Source organism: Pseudomonas azerbaijanoccidentalis (genome assembly GCF_019145495.1).
Classification (GTDB): domain Bacteria; phylum Pseudomonadota; class Gammaproteobacteria; order Pseudomonadales; family Pseudomonadaceae; genus Aquipseudomonas; species Aquipseudomonas azerbaijanoccidentalis.
In genome coordinates this window covers 196,200-210,346 of sequence record NZ_JAHSTU010000007.1, presented here as the reverse complement: position 1 = coordinate 210,346, position 14,147 = coordinate 196,200, and the positions used below count along the sequence as shown (strand labels likewise).

Here is a 14,147-nt window from a genome sequence, read left to right as displayed (position 1 = left end):
ACCGACCATGACCGATGCCATCCAGATTGAACGCGAACGCGGCCTGCTGACCCTGCGCCTCAATCGCCCCGACAAGAAAAACGCCCTGACCCGCGCCATGTACTGCCAGCTGGCCGAAGCGTTGAAACAGGCCGACAACGACCCTGAAATCAATGCGGTACTGATCACCGGCTCGACCGAGTGCTTCACTGCCGGCAACGACATCGCCGACTTCATCCAGCAACCACCGGGCAACCTCGACAGCCCCGTGTTCCAGTTCATGCTCAACCTGCTCGAATGCCGCAAACCGGTGATCGCTGCCGTGGCCGGAGCGGCGGTGGGCATTGGCACGACGCTGTTGCTGCATTGCGATCTGGTCTACGTCAGCCGCGACGCCCGCTTGCGCATGCCGTTCGTCAACCTGGGCTTATGTCCGGAGTTCGGCTCCAGCCTGATCCTGCCGCGTCTGCTCGGGCAGGCCAAAGCGGCGGAGTTGTTGCTGCTCGGTGAAGGCTTCAGCGGTGAACAAGCGGCAGCGTGGGGCATCGCGTCCGAGGCGTTGGGCAGTGGCGAAGAGGCGTTGGCCAAGGCGCGTGAGATGGCCCTGCGCTTTGAGTCGCTACCACCTGAAGCGGTGCGCATCAGCAAGCAATTGATGAAAGCGCCCGACCGAGAGCTGCTGCGTAAGGTAATTGAAGAAGAGGGCGCGTTGTTCACCCAGCGGCTGCGTTCGCCGGAAGCGTTGGCGGCGTTGACCGGATTTCTGGGCAGGTGAATTAAAGGCAACGGGCAAGGTTGCCTTACAAACACTTATTTTCGGGCACCGTTCAGCAGCCGAGTGACGATGACAGTTTTGCTATAGAACCCGTCATAATCGTTGCCTACGACCAATATTTTTCCATCGGATTGCAGGCTCATCCCATGAGCAAGGGCTGGATTCCCCAAGTCGTGAACCACCCAGCCCTTGCCATCCCCAAAGGTCGTATCTCGACGGCCATTACCCAGGTATCGCGCGGTGACAAAGTGCGGGGTCTGACCAATGATGTATCTTCCCGACACAATGATCTTTTCGCCTTCAGAACCTGCGCCAAAAAACATGACGCTATCGGACTTATCAAAGTCTTCGTAAATAGGCGCGCCTTGGTGAAAGCTCCGGTCAATTAGACCGCTGGGTGTATACGCGGCCACTAAACCTTTACGTGGAGTGGAACCAAAACCTGTGGCTATTGTTCGTCCGTCAGCTAGTAATGCCAGGGAAGTAAACTGAAAACTTGATCCTTCCAACAGCTTGTAGCCGACTTCCGCAAAACTTTTGTCAAAACTACCATCGATATTGAGGCGGGCCAGTACCGCGGCATTGCCAGCCCAGCCACATACGGTGATTTTTTCATTGTGCACAACGATGTCGTTGAAGGAGCTACGGACACGGAGCACTTCAGATAGCGATGCGTTACCGGTGCCGTTAAATGACTGATCAGCAACTCCGTCGTAGTCGAAACACCTCACGACACCTGCAAATCCCAGCTCCGGATCAGTACCTGTGGAAATAACGTAAATCTTGCCATCCGACACATGCACTGCACGACTGGAAGCAGTGCTGCCGACGTGCAGCGCGTCCGATGCTGAGTGCTGAGTAGTCTCGCCATTGAAAAGGCGGGGGATAGGGAGGATTCCATCGGTGCCGAAGTTCCTGTCCAACTCTCCCTTGTCGTTCAGTCGGATCAATGCCTCCGCCACCGTGGGCGCGCCTACTCCCATGGTGTAGCTCCCTACGGAGAGGAGGAGTTTGTCCTCTCCTTCATGGGTTATGTAGAACATCTGAATAGGTGTCGTACCGAAGGATTCGATGCCTGGCACTTTGAGTTTGATGTGAGCAGTACCGGCAATACCAAACTCGGCATCGAGTGTGCCATCGCTCAAAACTCGAGTCAGACTGAGATGCGCAGGTAAAGGATCTTCAGACGCCCAACTGGTTCCACCGATGTATATTTTTCCGTTTGGAGCCTCGGAAACCAATCGGCCGGTGGTCGTCATGTAGTCGCTGTATTCCAAACGCAGCTGGCCATTTTGCCTCGGTCCAAAACTTGGATCAAAATCACCAGGGGTCTGCTTGGGGCGAGTATTCATTTCTGCCATTCCTTAATCACTGATTTCGGCGAGTGGCTCAAGCGCTTGCAGAGCAAAGTCTGAGCGTCATGATGTTTTGCCAAAGTTCAGCTGTATTAAGTAAGGAGTGGAGTGAGCTGTCTACTGTCAAACTTGACAGGTATTTGTCTGTTTCTTCGTGTTTTCATATGCAAAAAAGCCCCGCCATTCACATGACGGGGCTTTTGTTTTTCAGCGCTCGGTCACTCAGACCATCGGGTCGCCAACGTGCAGGATCTTCATGCCGTTGGTGCCGCCGGTGGTGTGGTAGCTGTCGCCCTTGGTCAAGATGACCCAGTCACCTTTCTCAACGACGCCGCGCTTGACCAGTTCGTCGATCGCCTTCTGGCTGACTTCGTTCGGCGCCAGCGAAGCCGGGTCGAACGGGATGGTGTACACGCCACGGAACATGGCCGCGCGAGCCTGGGCTTCACGATGCGGGGTGAACGCATAGATCGGCACCGAGGAACGGATGCGCGACATGATCAGCGGGGTGTAGCCGCTTTCGGTCAATGCGATGATCGCCTTCACGCCCGGGAAGTGGTTGGCGGTGTACATGGTCGCCAGCGCAATGCTTTCGTCGCAGCGGGTGAATTCCTTGCCAATACGGTGGCTGGAAGTCTTGCTGGTCGGGTGTTTTTCAGCGCCGACGCAGATGCGCGCCATCGCCTGCACGGCTTCCAGTGGATACAGACCGGCAGCACTTTCGGCCGAAAGCATCACGGCGTCAGTGTAGTCGAGCACGGCGTTGGCCACGTCGGACACTTCGGCACGGGTCGGCATCGGGTTCTGGATCATCGACTCCATCATCTGGGTCGCGACGATCACAGCCTTGTTGTGGCGACGTGCGTGCAGAATGATTTTCTTCTGGATGCCCACCAGTTCGGCGTCGCCGATTTCCACGCCCAGGTCACCACGGGCCACCATGACGGCGTCGGAGGCCTTGATCAGGCCGTCGAGGGTTTCGTCGTCGGCCACGGCTTCGGCGCGTTCGATCTTCGCCACCAGCCAGGCAGTGCCGCCGGCTTCGTCGCGCAGTTGACGGGCGTATTCCATGTCGGCGGCGTCACGCGGGAAGGACACGGCGAGGTAGTCGACTTCCATTTCCGCAGCGAGCTTGATGTCAGCCTTGTCTTTTTCAGTCAGGGCCGGAGCGGTCAGGCCGCCACCGCGACGGTTGATGCCTTTATGGTCGGACAGCGGGCCGCCGATGGTCACGGTGCAGTTCAGTTCGGTGGCGGTGGCGGTATCGACGCGCATCACCACGCGACCGTCGTCGAGCAGCAGCTCGTCGCCCACGCCGCAGTCCTTGACCAGATCCGGGTAGTCGATGCCGACCACTTGCTGGTTGCCTTCGGTCAGAGGATGGCTGGTGGAGAAGGTGAACTGGTCACCGATCTTCAGCTCGATCTTCTTGTTGGCGAATTTGGCGATACGGATTTTCGGGCCTTGCAGGTCACCCAGCAGGGCGACGAAGCGACCGTGCTTGGCAGCCAGGTCACGCACCAGCTTCGCGCGAGCCTTGTGCTCGTCGGGGGTGCCGTGGGAGAAGTTCAGGCGGGCGACGTCCAGGCCAGCCAGAATCAGCTGTTCGAGAACTTCCGGCGAGTTACTGGCCGGGCCTAGGGTAGCGACGATTTTGGTACGACGGACGGACATGCAAAGACTCCTGAGTTCAAGCGCTGAGTGAGGCTACTATGGTCCGAAGTTGTAGTCATTGTTCGTTTGCACTACTTAATGCTTTCTTTATTGAACACTACAACTTTGCGCCAGCAGCCTGAAGATTTCCGCTCACGGGTCGATACAGCGTTCAAGACAGGAGATCCCCCATGCGATTCGTGCTCATTGCCGCCCTTGCCATCAGTGCCCTCAGTGTCACGGGCTGCACCCGATTTTCAATGAACCATCATTTGAACCTTGCCTACAGCGCCTATGATCGGGGCAACTGCGAGCAGGTCATGCTGGAACTGTCCAAGGTCGAGCGCGCCAGCCGGGCCCGGCCTTACGTGTGGCCGGAAGTGTCGATGATGCGCGGCCAGTGTCTGGAACGGCAGAAAATGTTCATCGACGCGGCCCAGACTTACCAATTCATCATCGCCTCGTATCCGCAAAGCGAATACGCCTACCGCGCCCGCGCCCGCCTGGAAACCTTGCAGAGCCTGGGCCATTACCCGACCCGCAGTGCGGCAGTGGTTCGTCCAACACAGTTCTGATGCTGGTGGTCATCCAATAGCTGGCCGACCGGCGGTAGTGAGCTATAGTCCAATAGACCGGTATTAGAGCGTTGTCTCTAAACCGTGGTAACACCTGTGATCGGCAGGAGTAAGCGACAGCGGTTCACAGACTGTCGCACCGGGATCGGGGAGAGCGGGCCGCTTTGCCTTTTCAGCAACAGCGGGCAGGTCCGTTCCGAAGCATTAGTGCGGCCTTGCTTAAGGGCCTTGCGTAGCGAATTCAGCATGTTCACTGACCGCCGGATCGAGCGGCATCAACTGCCGTATTTTCTGAAAGTGTTCAACAGCATCACGGACAAGCCCATCGGCTATCTGGGCAACGTCTCCGAAGACGGGCTGATGCTCATCAGTCAGCTGCCGATGATGATCGGTGCGGACTTCGATTTGCGCCTGAAAATTCCCGTCGGCGAAGGCTGCCAACAGGTGATAGACCTGCGGGCGTGTTGCCTGTGGTGCCACGAAGACGCCACCCCTCACCACTACGACGCCGGTTTCAGCCTGCAGCGGGCGCCGCCGGAGTATGGGCAACTGGTGGAGGCGTTGAAGCAGTATTTCAGTTTTCTGCCGCTGCCGGCTTCGGCCTGACAATCAAAAGATCGCCGCCTTCGGCAGCTCCTGCATTTGAAGTGTTTGCACCCGTAGGAGCTGCCGAAGGCTGCGATGTTTTGACTTTAAACGCTGCCGCTTCGCTTCCAGCTCAAATACTGCGTCACCATTTGCGTGCCCAGTTCTCCTGGTAGCGTATCCAGCACCGGCACGCCATGAGCGCTTAACCGCTCATGACGTTCGGCCCGTGCATTCAAGTAATCCACCGTTGCGCAGTAGGCCAGAGCTTCAGGCAAAGTCTGCACGGGTGTTTCCCGCAGATTGTCGAGTATGTTTTCGCGCAGGCTGGCCACCAGCACCCGATGCTGTTGGCCCAGGCGTTTGACGGCTGTGAACAGTTCCTCATCATCTTCATCGCGCAGGTTGGTCACCAGCACCACCAATGCCCGGCGTTTTTGCCGTGCCAGCAGTTGCGTGGCGGCGGCTTGATAGTCGGCGCTGCGTTGGCTGCTGTTCAGGTCGTAAACGGTGTTGAGTAACGTGTTGAGTTGGCCGGTGCCTTTAACGGGCGCGAGGTAGCGTGGCGTGTCGCTGGCAAACGTGCTGAAACCCACCGCATCGCCCTGGCGCAGTGCGACGTAACTCAAAAGCAGACAGGCATTGAGTGCGTGATCGAAGTGCGACAGCTCATCATCCTGACTGCGCATGCGGCGACCGCAGTCGAGCATGAAAATAATCTGTTGGTCGCGCTCGTCCTGATATTCCCGGGCAATCGGTGTGCGTTGCCGAGCAGTGGCTTTCCAGTCGATCTGCCGAAGGCTGTCGCCCTCACGAAATTCGCGCAATTGATGAAATTCAAGGCCCAGCCCTCGGCGTTGTCGCTGGCGCACGCCAAGTTGGCTGAGCCAGTTATCCACAGCCAATAGTTGACCGCCGTAGAGGCGAGCGAAATCAGGATAGACACGGCTGTGATCGGTCAGGCTCAGCACGCGCTTGTCGGTCCACAGGCCCAACGGCCCCGGCAAGTTGATTTCGCAGTGCTCGAAACTGAAGTGACCGCGTTTCAATGGGCGCAGGCGATAGGTTACAACGCTGTGCTGACCGGGTTGCAGTTCCACGGCCAGTGGCAGGTTTTCGAAGCTCAGGCCTGTTGGCACATGGTCGAACAGGTGTATGTGCAGGGGGTGTGCGAAGTCGTGTTCGACCGTTAACCGCACGTCGCTCCAGCGACCCAGTGCCAGGCTGCCGGGCATCTCTCGGTTGACCCGTGGCGAGGGCAATTGCTTGAGGCGGATGGCGTCGAGCACTGCCAGTGCCAGTAGCGCCAGCAGCAAACCCCAGTTGACTCGCGGCACAAAGGCCGGCAACGCGACATCCAGCGCCTGCAACGCGCCCAGCACGATGCCAATGGCCAGCAGCACACCCAGCCAGAGCAACAGCAGGCGAGTGGGTTTCACAGGCGCGGCGCCGGCACTTGGTCGAGCAATTGTCGCAGCACTTGATCGACCTCAAGCCCTTCGATATCCAGTTCCGGCGCTATGCGCACGCGATGACGCAGCACCCCCAGGGCACAGCCTTTAATGTCATCCGGAATCACGAATTCGCCGCCGCGCAACAACGCCCGCGCCCTGGCGCAACGCACCAGCGCAATGGAGGCCCGAGGTCCGGCGCCGAGGGTCAGGCCCGGCCAGCTGCGGGTTGAGCGGGCCAGGCGGACGGCGTAGTCGAGCACCTGATCATCCAGCGGCAAGTCGCTGGCGATGCGTTGCAAAGCCAGCACATCTTTCGCTTGCAGCACAGTGCGCAGCGGTTGCACGTCGAGCATGTCGGCGCGGGTCGATCGACTGACCTGGCGCACCATGTTCAATTCCTGCTCGGCATCGGGGTAGTCCATGCGCACCTTGAGCATGAAGCGATCAAGCTCGGCTTCCGGCAGTGGATAAGTGCCTTCCTGTTCGATAGGGTTTTGCGTGGCAAGCACCATGAACGGCTGCGCGATCGGCAGGGCGCGGCCTTCAAGCGTGACCTGTCGCTCCTGCATGGCTTCAAGCAACGCCGCCTGGGTTTTTGCCGGGGCGCGATTGATCTCGTCGGCCAGCAACAGGTTGGTGAACAGCGGACCTTTGCGCAGTTTGAATTGCTCGGTCTGAAGGTCGTACACCGCATGCCCGGTGACATCGCTGGGCATCAGGTCCGGTGTGAACTGGATACGCGCAAATTCACCACCGAAGCACCGTGCCAGCGCCCGCACCAGCAAAGTCTTGCCCAGCCCCGGCACGCCCTCGAGCAGCACGTGGCCTCCGGCAATCAACGCCGTCAGCACATCATCAATAACGCTGTTCTGGCCGATCACGGCTTTTTGCAATTCGACGCGGATTGCCTGAGCCAATTGGCTGCCGCGTTGTCGTTGTTGAGCAGCATGGCTGGGGGCATCGGGCTCGATCGGTTCACTCATAACGCATTCCTCAAGGTTTGCAGGTGGGCCACCTGGCGGCTGAATTCAGCGCTGGAAAGTCGCTGCTTCGGCCGTGGGCTCATGGCTTGGCTGATAGCGCGTGTGGGCTGGCCGGTCAGGCGCGAAAGCACCAGCCATTGTTCGGCAACGGCGAGTTGGTCATAGCCCGGATGACGACGACGGATGCGCCGCAGAATGTCTTGTTGCAGCGCTAGCAGCAGGCTCTGTTGTCCGTTTCGGCGCAACATGAAATCGGCGCTGGCGCGCAGGTGCTCCAGCAATTGTCGGCGCGCCTTCGGTGCCGGCTCCTGCATTGGCCCATGGCGCACACCCGCGTGCCAAAGCCCCAGGCCAATCAGCGCCAGCAACGCAACCAGCGCCTGGGGGAAGTAGCGCAGCAACAATGTCCACAGGCTGTCGTGGTCGGTGTTGAACAACAAGGTCACGCCGGTATCCGCCGTCAGGTACCACAGCAGCCAGGCGTTGTCGTATTGATCGATGGCCGGGGTTTTCCACAGGTCGGCATCGGTCACCACAATGATCGACCCGAGCCCGTGGGTGAGCTGCATCATGTGCGTGGCCTTGGCGCTGTTGGCCCAGGCCTGGGCGAGATTCTTCGGGTCTTCGAGATGGAAGGCCGTGTCGAAGGTGGCGTAGGCCGGGGCGTCTTCGTTTTCCAGGTACAGCTTGGTCAGCTGCGGGTAGGGATCTTTGTCGCCATCGGCTGGCGGCGGATCCTTGAGGTCTTTGCTCAGGGACTGGTGCAGTTGAACCCGGTCGAGCAACAGGTCGTTGCTTTGCCCGGCCTTTTCATCCCAGAGCGATTGGGCGACGAACAACAGGCGTCCTCCGGCGCGGGTCCAGTTCATCAATTGATCAATTTGCCGTGGGCTCATGTTGTAGCGGTCGCCGAGCAACAACAGGCTGTGCTGATGCGGCTCCAGGCTCGGCAGAACATCCAGGCTATTAGCGTGGCTGACAATCAGACCCTGTTCTCGCAGGTAATGCTCGGCGGCCAGGTACGGGTTGGCCTGCGCCTCGGGGGAAGGGCCGTGATCGATGTCTTCCGGATAGGGCGTGGCCATGAAATACAGATACACGCTCAGCGCCACTAGCAACACGGCCATGAATACGCCGATCAACAACAGCCCTTGGCGCCGGTTCAATGCGCTGCTCCGGGGCCGAACAGTTCACGCCAGCCGTCACACAACTCACGCTGTAAATGCGCGGCGGGCAGGCGATGCCCGTAGGCCATGTTCTGCCAATGCCCGGTCAGTTTTCTGCTGAAGGCCAGCAGTGCCGGTTGTTGAAGTCGCTCGACCCGCTCCAGCACCTGGCCTTCGGTGTCGGCGGCTTTGAGTGCGATGCCAAAGTCGTGCAACAAGTGGCTGAGCAGGGCGCGATAGAGCAAACCCAGCGCTTCCCGAGGATGGCTCAGCCAGAGATTTTCGGCGCTGGCGGCGATGTCGGCGGGCAAGGTCTCGCGGCTCAGGTCCAGACCGAAAGCCTGTGGCGGCATAGGTCGCAGGGTTTTCTTGCCACGAACCGAGCGGCGGCTGACCAACGCCTGCAACCCGTTGCGGTAATGCCAGATCAATAAACCGACGGCAGCGATCATCACACCCCACAACAAGGTTTCGATCAGCGTCGCCAGGGCAGCAAAACGCTGACTGTCAAACAGCCCGAACAGTGCCTTCAGCCACGCTGGCGTTTTGTCGTCGCTTGGGTTTTCAGCACTGTCCTGGTCTTCGCCAAACCGATAGCGGATCACCGTTTCCTTGTTCTTGAACGGTGGTTGATCAAGGATCGCCTTGATGCTGTCCCGGGAGGCCTGACTGTTCAGGGGTTGTTCCAGTAATCGCGGACTGTCGGGGCTTGCGACCGCTTCGTCAGCCCAGGCGTCGTGGCCAACCGGCGTCAACAGGATCGCTGCCATCAAGAGCGCAATGGCAGTGCCATTCAAGCGCTGGCGCAAACGGCGGAACACCAGTTCGATATCCCAGGCTTCCAGTACGGTGCGGCGGTTCAGGTAGAGGCTGAAGCCGCAGGCGACATAAATCGGTTCCCACAGCACCAGCACCAGGGCATAGAAAGCATTGGTCAGATGCTCCAGCCAGCGCCAGTCCTGCGTAGCCGCGGTGATCAGCGATTGCCAGCTCCAGTCGAGCGCGACCTGTTGCGGCAACAGCAGGTAGAACAGCACCATCAAACCGATCCACAGCGCGGTTTCCAGGTGCACGCCAATCACCGTCAGCCATCGCGCCGCGCCGGCATCGCGCTGCAACAGCACCTGCATCCGTTGTTGGCGCGCCTCACCGCTCAGGCCTTCAAGCTGCATCACCGGCATCAAAAAGCTGCGGCTCATGCCAAAACGTCGCCAGGTCAGGCTGGCCAACAATTGCGGCCTGAGCAGTCGTGGCCATTGGCAAAGGGCTTGTTTGAGCGTGGGCGTTTCGCCAAACATGGCTTTGGACAGGATATACAGCGGCAGGCGCTCGAAGGCCGGTTTCAGCCACCAGAAGATGAACACCGCAAGGGACGGCGACTCCCACAGCAGCCCGCTCAGCAAGGCAAAAACCGGCAAGGTGATGATCGCCCAACTCGTCATCAGCAAGCGTCGATGGCGCTGGCTCAACAGCACGCCGAGGTCCATGGCTTCCCAGGTGGGGCGCGGTCGGATCACCACACTGGCGTCACTCAGGCGCATGACGCAACCGTCCGGCAAACAGCAGGTAAACCGCGACCGACAACCAGAGCGCCACGCCCACCAGGTATTTGGTCATGGGTGTCGGTGAGGTCATCGACGACCAATAAGCCTCGATGAATGCCGCAATCAGCAGGAACAACATCACCCCGCAAATCAGCAGCACGCTCTTGCGCGCCGCCAGGCGCAAAGCTTCCGCGCGGGGCAGGCGACCCGGTGCAATCAATGCCCAGCCCAGTTGCAGGCCGGCGGCTCCGGCCAGGGCGATGGCGGTCAATTCGAAGGCCCCGTGGCCAATCACGAACGACCAGAACGTTTGGCCGTAGCCGATGTGTGTCAGGTGACCGGCCACCGCGCCAATCATCAAACCGTTGAACAACAGGAAAAACGCGCTGCCCAGGCCAAACAGCAAGCCGCTGGCAAAGGTCTGAAAGGCGATGCCGATGTTGTGCATGATGTAGTAGCCGAACATCACCCAGTCTTCACTAGCCGCGCGTTCCGCCGAGCGGCCCAGGTGGCCGGCGTTGGGGTCATACATGCTTTGCATTTCGCTGACTTGCTCGGCGGGGATCAGGTTGTAAATCAGGTCCGGGAACAGGTACACCAGCAGCGCTATGCCGATCAGGCTGCCGAAAAACATCAGGCTGGCAGCAAGCACAAACCGCCATTGTTCGCGAACCAGCCGAGGGAACCCGGCAAGGATGAAGGCCAGTACGTTGGCGCCAAGCCGACTGCGGTGGCGGTACAGTTGTTGATGACCACGCAGCACCAGTTGCTGTAACGAGTCGACCAGAAAGCTGCTGTAGCCGCGCTCTCGAGCCAGCGCCAAATGTTGGCAAAGGCGACGGTAATCGGCGGGGAAATTGCCGACCCCATCGGCCCTCCTGTCCCGCTCCAGTCGTTGCAGCGTGAGGGAAAACTGTTCCCATTCGGCCATGTGCCGATGTTCGAAAAGGCTTTGCTTCATGCCGGGCCCAACAAGCCGCGAGCGATGCCGTTGAGTTCGGCCACGGCGTGTGGCGCTGGAACCTGCAACGGTTGCGCGAGGATCGAGGCAAGTTCATTGACCCTGGCCGGGGAGAGTTCGGCCTGGCGTTCGGCGAACCCGAGGATGGCGCGTTGTTCGCTCAGGCTCAGGGTAAAAGCCGGACGACGTGGCTGGGCGGGCGGCAATTGTGGACGGGTGAGCGGTTGTTCGCGGTAGATCACCAGCGTGCCGGCTGCGATATCGCCGAGGCGTTTGAAGCCGGGGTGCTGCAAGCAACTGATGGCCCCGAGGAAATAGCCGAACGGCAACAGATCGACAAAACGCAGCAGGTTGCGCAACAGCGAGGCCGACCAGCCGATCGGTGTGCCGTCGTCCTGCACCACTCGCAGGCCCATCCATTGCTTGCCCGGCGAGCGGCCCTGGTTGAGCACTTCGAACAAAACCATGTACCACCAGCTCACGCCGAAGATCAGCAGCGAGCCCAGGCCGGCGCCGAGTTTCCCGAGCATCGCCAGCACCATAAACAGCAGGCCGAGGATCAGGCCGCGCAGGGCCAGGTCGACGGAGAACGCCAGCGCACGCACCATCAGCCCGGCGGGCCGCAGCGGCAAGTCGATGCCTTCAGGCGTTTCAACTTGATACCGCGTATCCAGTGGCGGGGACAGCGTCGCTTTCCTTGGCAGTGCTGTGGTCTCGAGCATGGGCAACCTGATGATGTGGCCTGATCGGGATTGTCTCGTTCCCCGATGCTAGCAGCCTCACCGGGGAATACGACATAACTATGTAGGGTGGTTTGCGTAACCAGAGGTGTTTGAATCACAAGATTGCTGGCCGCAACACGACGTGAGCGCCTAGACTTCGTCGATCTTCAGTTCAGGAAACGCCTGTGACCTCCATCTTCTGGTACGACTATGAAACGACGGGCATCAACCCCCGTTGCGACCGCCCCCTGCAAATGGCGGGGCTGCGTACTGACTTCGATCTCAATGAAATAGACGAGCCGGTCAACCTCTATTGCCAGCCCAGCGACGACATCTTGCCTCACCCGGCCGCCTGTGCGATCACCGGTATCACCCCTGGCAATCTGGCTGCGCAAGGGTTGAGCGAAGCCGACTTCATGACCCGTGTGCATGCCCAGTTGGCGGCGCCGGGGACGTGTGGCGCGGGGTACAACACCTTGCGTTTCGACGACGAGATGACCCGCTATAGCCTGTACCGCAACTTTTTCGACCCGTATGCGCGGGAGTGGCAGGGCGGCAACAGCCGTTGGGACCTGATTGACGTGGTGCGTGCCGCGTATGCCTTGCGCCCCGACGGCATCGTGTGGCCGACGGATGACGAGGGGCGGGTGACACTCAAGCTTGAACGCCTGACCGCCGCCAATGGCATCGACCACGGCAATGCCCACGAAGCACTGTCGGACGTGCGCGCGACCATTGCCCTGGCGCGGTTGATCCGAGAAAAACAGCCGAAACTTTATGAGTGGCTGTTCAAGTTGCGCAGCAAACAAAAGGTGCTGGACCAGATTCGACTGTTGCAGCCGATGGTGCACATTTCCGGGCGTTTTTCAGCGGCGCGCAACTTTGTGGGGGTGGTGATGCCGTTGGCCTGGCATCCGCGCAACAAGAATGCGCTGATTGTCTGCGACCTGCATCTCGACCCGCAGGGCTTGCTCGATCTGGATGCCGATGCCCTGCGCCAGCGCTTGTATACCCGTCGCGAGGATTTGGCCGAGGGTGAGTTGCCGGTGCCGCTCAAGCTCATTCATATCAATAAATGCCCCGTTGTGGCACCGCTGTCGGTACTTCGTCCTGAAGATCAGCAACGTCTCGGGCTGGATATGTCGCTGTATCAGCAGCGTGCACTGCGGCTAAGTGACGCGCAGCAAGTCTGGCTGGATAAAGTTGCGGCCATTTATGCCCGCGAGGATTTTGCTGTCAGCCACGACCCTGAACAACAGTTATACGATGGTTTTATCGGTGACCGTGATCGGCGTCTATGTGAACAAGTACGCAGCGTCGACCCCGTTCAATTAGCACAAGAGCAATGGCCTTTCGATGATGAACGTTTGCCCGAATTATTGTTTCGATATCGCGCCCGCAACTTTCCCGAAACGCTGAGTTTTGAAGAGCAAGAGCGCTGGCGAATATTCTGTCAGAAGCGCTTGTCAGACCCTGAGTGGGGCGCACCCAATACCCTGGATAGTTTCCTAGAGGCCGCAGCCCAATGGGCTGTTACTGCGACAGCGTTTCAGCAACAGGTACTCAGTGAATGGCAGCAACATGTTGAGGGGTTGCGCAAACGTTTGAATCTTTGAAATCGAAAATACCCGGCCCTGAACTCCGGGCATAAAAAAAACGCCAGCGATAAGCTGGCGTTATTTTTTGTCGCAGAATTAACTGTGACAGACCTGGCGGCTTAGCCCAGCAGGGTAGCCCAGCCTTCAACCACGTCACCGCCCCACTTGGCTTTCCACTCTTTCAGAGTCTTGTGGTTGCCACCTTTGGTTTCGATGACTTCGCCGTTGTGCGGGTTTTTGTATTGTTTAACTTTGCGAGCACGCTTGGTGCCGGTAGTTTTTACTGCGCCGCCGCGTGGAGCCTTGGTTTTGGATTCTGGGTCCAGCAAAGCAATGATGTCACGCAGGGACTTGGAGTATTCGCCCATCAGGGTGCGCAGTTTGCCTTCGAATTCCAGCTCGGTTTGCAGTTTGTCGTCTTGGGACAGGTTCTTCAAACGGGCTTGCAGCTCTTTGATAGCTTCTTCGGTGGCGCGATATTCGTTGATCAAGGACATGATTACTACCTTATGTGTGTCGCAGGATGGCAGGGGGACAGTGCGGCAATAATAGTCAGGGTGTTTCATCAAGTAAACATTAAAGCGGGTTTATTTAATTAAATTGCCGGGAATCCGCTACACATTTTTGATGCAGTTAAATAGTTTGAAGCATTCGCTACAGATATTTACAAACGAGTGCTTGTAGACGGCTAACTACACTGCTGAAGCGCGGGTCGGATGCCTGAGCCGCAACCGCGTCGCCAACCTCCTGGCAGCGCAGCCCATCATCAATACTGCAGTTTTGCTGCGCAATCGCTA

Annotated in this window: 13 protein-coding genes; 4 read left to right on the top strand and 9 right to left on the bottom strand. The window is 59.0% G+C overall.

Annotated elements, in window-relative coordinates:
- Nucleotides 1-7 precede the first annotated feature (7 nt).
- Nucleotides 8-754, top strand: coding sequence for an enoyl-CoA hydratase-related protein (locus tag KVG88_RS22215; RefSeq protein WP_217872776.1), 747 nt, complete (start codon nucleotides 8-10; stop codon nucleotides 752-754).
- A 35-nt stretch (nucleotides 755-789) separates the two neighbouring features.
- On the opposite strand, the gene KVG88_RS22210 is transcribed toward KVG88_RS22215, so the two are convergent.
- On the bottom strand, nucleotides 790-2,106 hold the full coding sequence (locus KVG88_RS22210; protein WP_217872775.1) for a hypothetical protein: 1,317 nt from the start codon (nucleotides 2,104-2,106) through the stop codon (nucleotides 790-792).
- A 225-nt stretch (nucleotides 2,107-2,331) separates the two neighbouring features.
- Nucleotides 2,332-3,783, bottom strand: coding sequence for a pyruvate kinase (pyk, locus tag KVG88_RS22205; RefSeq protein WP_150703008.1), 1,452 nt, complete (start codon nucleotides 3,781-3,783; stop codon nucleotides 2,332-2,334).
- 170 nt (nucleotides 3,784-3,953) lie between these two features.
- Here pyk and KVG88_RS22200 point away from each other — a divergent pair, with 170 nt between their 5' ends.
- Entirely contained in the window at nucleotides 3,954-4,337 is a 384-nt protein-coding gene (locus KVG88_RS22200) for a tetratricopeptide repeat protein (RefSeq protein ID WP_150703009.1), read from the top strand.
- A gap of 246 nt (nucleotides 4,338-4,583) precedes the next feature.
- Complete coding sequence (locus KVG88_RS22195; protein WP_150703010.1) at nucleotides 4,584-4,943, top strand: PilZ domain-containing protein; 360 nt, start codon at nucleotides 4,584-4,586, stop codon at nucleotides 4,941-4,943.
- An 86-nt stretch (nucleotides 4,944-5,029) separates the two neighbouring features.
- On the opposite strand, the gene KVG88_RS22190 is transcribed toward KVG88_RS22195, so the two are convergent.
- The 6 genes from KVG88_RS22190 to KVG88_RS22165 are packed head-to-tail and all read right to left on the bottom strand — an operon-like array spanning nucleotide 5,030 to nucleotide 11,752.
- On the bottom strand, nucleotides 5,030-6,361 hold the full coding sequence (locus KVG88_RS22190) for a DUF58 domain-containing protein (protein ID WP_217872774.1): 1,332 nt from the start codon (nucleotides 6,359-6,361) through the stop codon (nucleotides 5,030-5,032).
- Entirely contained in the window at nucleotides 6,358-7,359 is a 1,002-nt protein-coding gene (locus tag KVG88_RS22185; RefSeq protein WP_217872773.1) for an AAA family ATPase, read from the bottom strand. Before KVG88_RS22185 ends, KVG88_RS22190 begins: the two co-directional genes overlap by 4 nt.
- On the bottom strand, nucleotides 7,356-8,486 hold the full coding sequence (locus tag KVG88_RS22180; RefSeq protein ID WP_437179963.1) for a DUF4350 domain-containing protein: 1,131 nt from the start codon (nucleotides 8,484-8,486) through the stop codon (nucleotides 7,356-7,358). The genes KVG88_RS22185 and KVG88_RS22180 overlap by 4 nt, the downstream gene beginning before the upstream one ends.
- A 35-nt stretch (nucleotides 8,487-8,521) precedes the next feature.
- The gene (locus tag KVG88_RS22175; protein WP_217872771.1) at nucleotides 8,522-10,066 is read right to left on the bottom strand and encodes a DUF4129 domain-containing protein; all 1,545 of its coding nucleotides are present in this window, start codon (nucleotides 10,064-10,066) and stop codon (nucleotides 8,522-8,524) included.
- Nucleotides 10,053-11,030, bottom strand: a complete 978-nt coding sequence (locus KVG88_RS22170) for a stage II sporulation protein M (RefSeq protein ID WP_217872770.1) — start codon at nucleotides 11,028-11,030, stop codon at nucleotides 10,053-10,055. The genes KVG88_RS22175 and KVG88_RS22170 overlap by 14 nt, the downstream gene beginning before the upstream one ends.
- Nucleotides 11,027-11,752: an RDD family protein gene (locus tag KVG88_RS22165; RefSeq protein WP_217872769.1), complete on the bottom strand. Its 726-nt coding sequence runs from the start codon at nucleotides 11,750-11,752 to the stop codon at nucleotides 11,027-11,029. The genes KVG88_RS22170 and KVG88_RS22165 overlap by 4 nt, the downstream gene beginning before the upstream one ends.
- A gap of 185 nt (nucleotides 11,753-11,937) precedes the next feature.
- On the opposite strand from KVG88_RS22165, the gene sbcB reads away from it, so the two are divergent.
- On the top strand, nucleotides 11,938-13,368 hold the full coding sequence (gene sbcB / locus KVG88_RS22160) for an exodeoxyribonuclease I (RefSeq protein WP_150703017.1): 1,431 nt from the start codon (nucleotides 11,938-11,940) through the stop codon (nucleotides 13,366-13,368).
- Between the two features lie 101 nt (nucleotides 13,369-13,469).
- Here sbcB and mvaT read toward each other — a convergent pair whose 3' ends face one another.
- Nucleotides 13,470-13,847: a histone-like nucleoid-structuring protein MvaT gene (gene mvaT, locus KVG88_RS22155; RefSeq protein WP_007933316.1), complete on the bottom strand. Its 378-nt coding sequence runs from the start codon at nucleotides 13,845-13,847 to the stop codon at nucleotides 13,470-13,472.
- Between the last annotated feature and the right edge of the window lie 300 nt (nucleotides 13,848-14,147).

Coding starts and splice junctions, on each gene's coding strand:
- KVG88_RS22215 (WP_217872776.1), top strand. CDS start 8: ATGACCGATGCCATCCAGATTGAACGCGAACGCGGCCTGCTGACCCTG.
- KVG88_RS22210 (WP_217872775.1), bottom strand. CDS start 2,106: ATGAATACTCGCCCCAAGCAGACCCCTGGTGATTTTGATCCAAGTTTT.
- pyk (WP_150703008.1), bottom strand. CDS start 3,783: ATGTCCGTCCGTCGTACCAAAATCGTCGCTACCCTAGGCCCGGCCAGT.
- KVG88_RS22200 (WP_150703009.1), top strand. CDS start 3,954: ATGCGATTCGTGCTCATTGCCGCCCTTGCCATCAGTGCCCTCAGTGTC.
- KVG88_RS22195 (WP_150703010.1), top strand. CDS start 4,584: ATGTTCACTGACCGCCGGATCGAGCGGCATCAACTGCCGTATTTTCTG.
- KVG88_RS22185 (WP_217872773.1), bottom strand. CDS start 7,359: ATGAGTGAACCGATCGAGCCCGATGCCCCCAGCCATGCTGCTCAACAA.
- KVG88_RS22180 (WP_437179963.1), bottom strand. CDS start 8,486: ATGGCCGTGTTGCTAGTGGCGCTGAGCGTGTATCTGTATTTCATGGCC.
- KVG88_RS22175 (WP_217872771.1), bottom strand. CDS start 10,066: ATGCGCCTGAGTGACGCCAGTGTGGTGATCCGACCGCGCCCCACCTGG.
- KVG88_RS22170 (WP_217872770.1), bottom strand. CDS start 11,030: ATGAAGCAAAGCCTTTTCGAACATCGGCACATGGCCGAATGGGAACAG.
- KVG88_RS22165 (WP_217872769.1), bottom strand. CDS start 11,752: ATGCTCGAGACCACAGCACTGCCAAGGAAAGCGACGCTGTCCCCGCCA.
- mvaT (WP_007933316.1), bottom strand. CDS start 13,847: ATGTCCTTGATCAACGAATATCGCGCCACCGAAGAAGCTATCAAAGAG.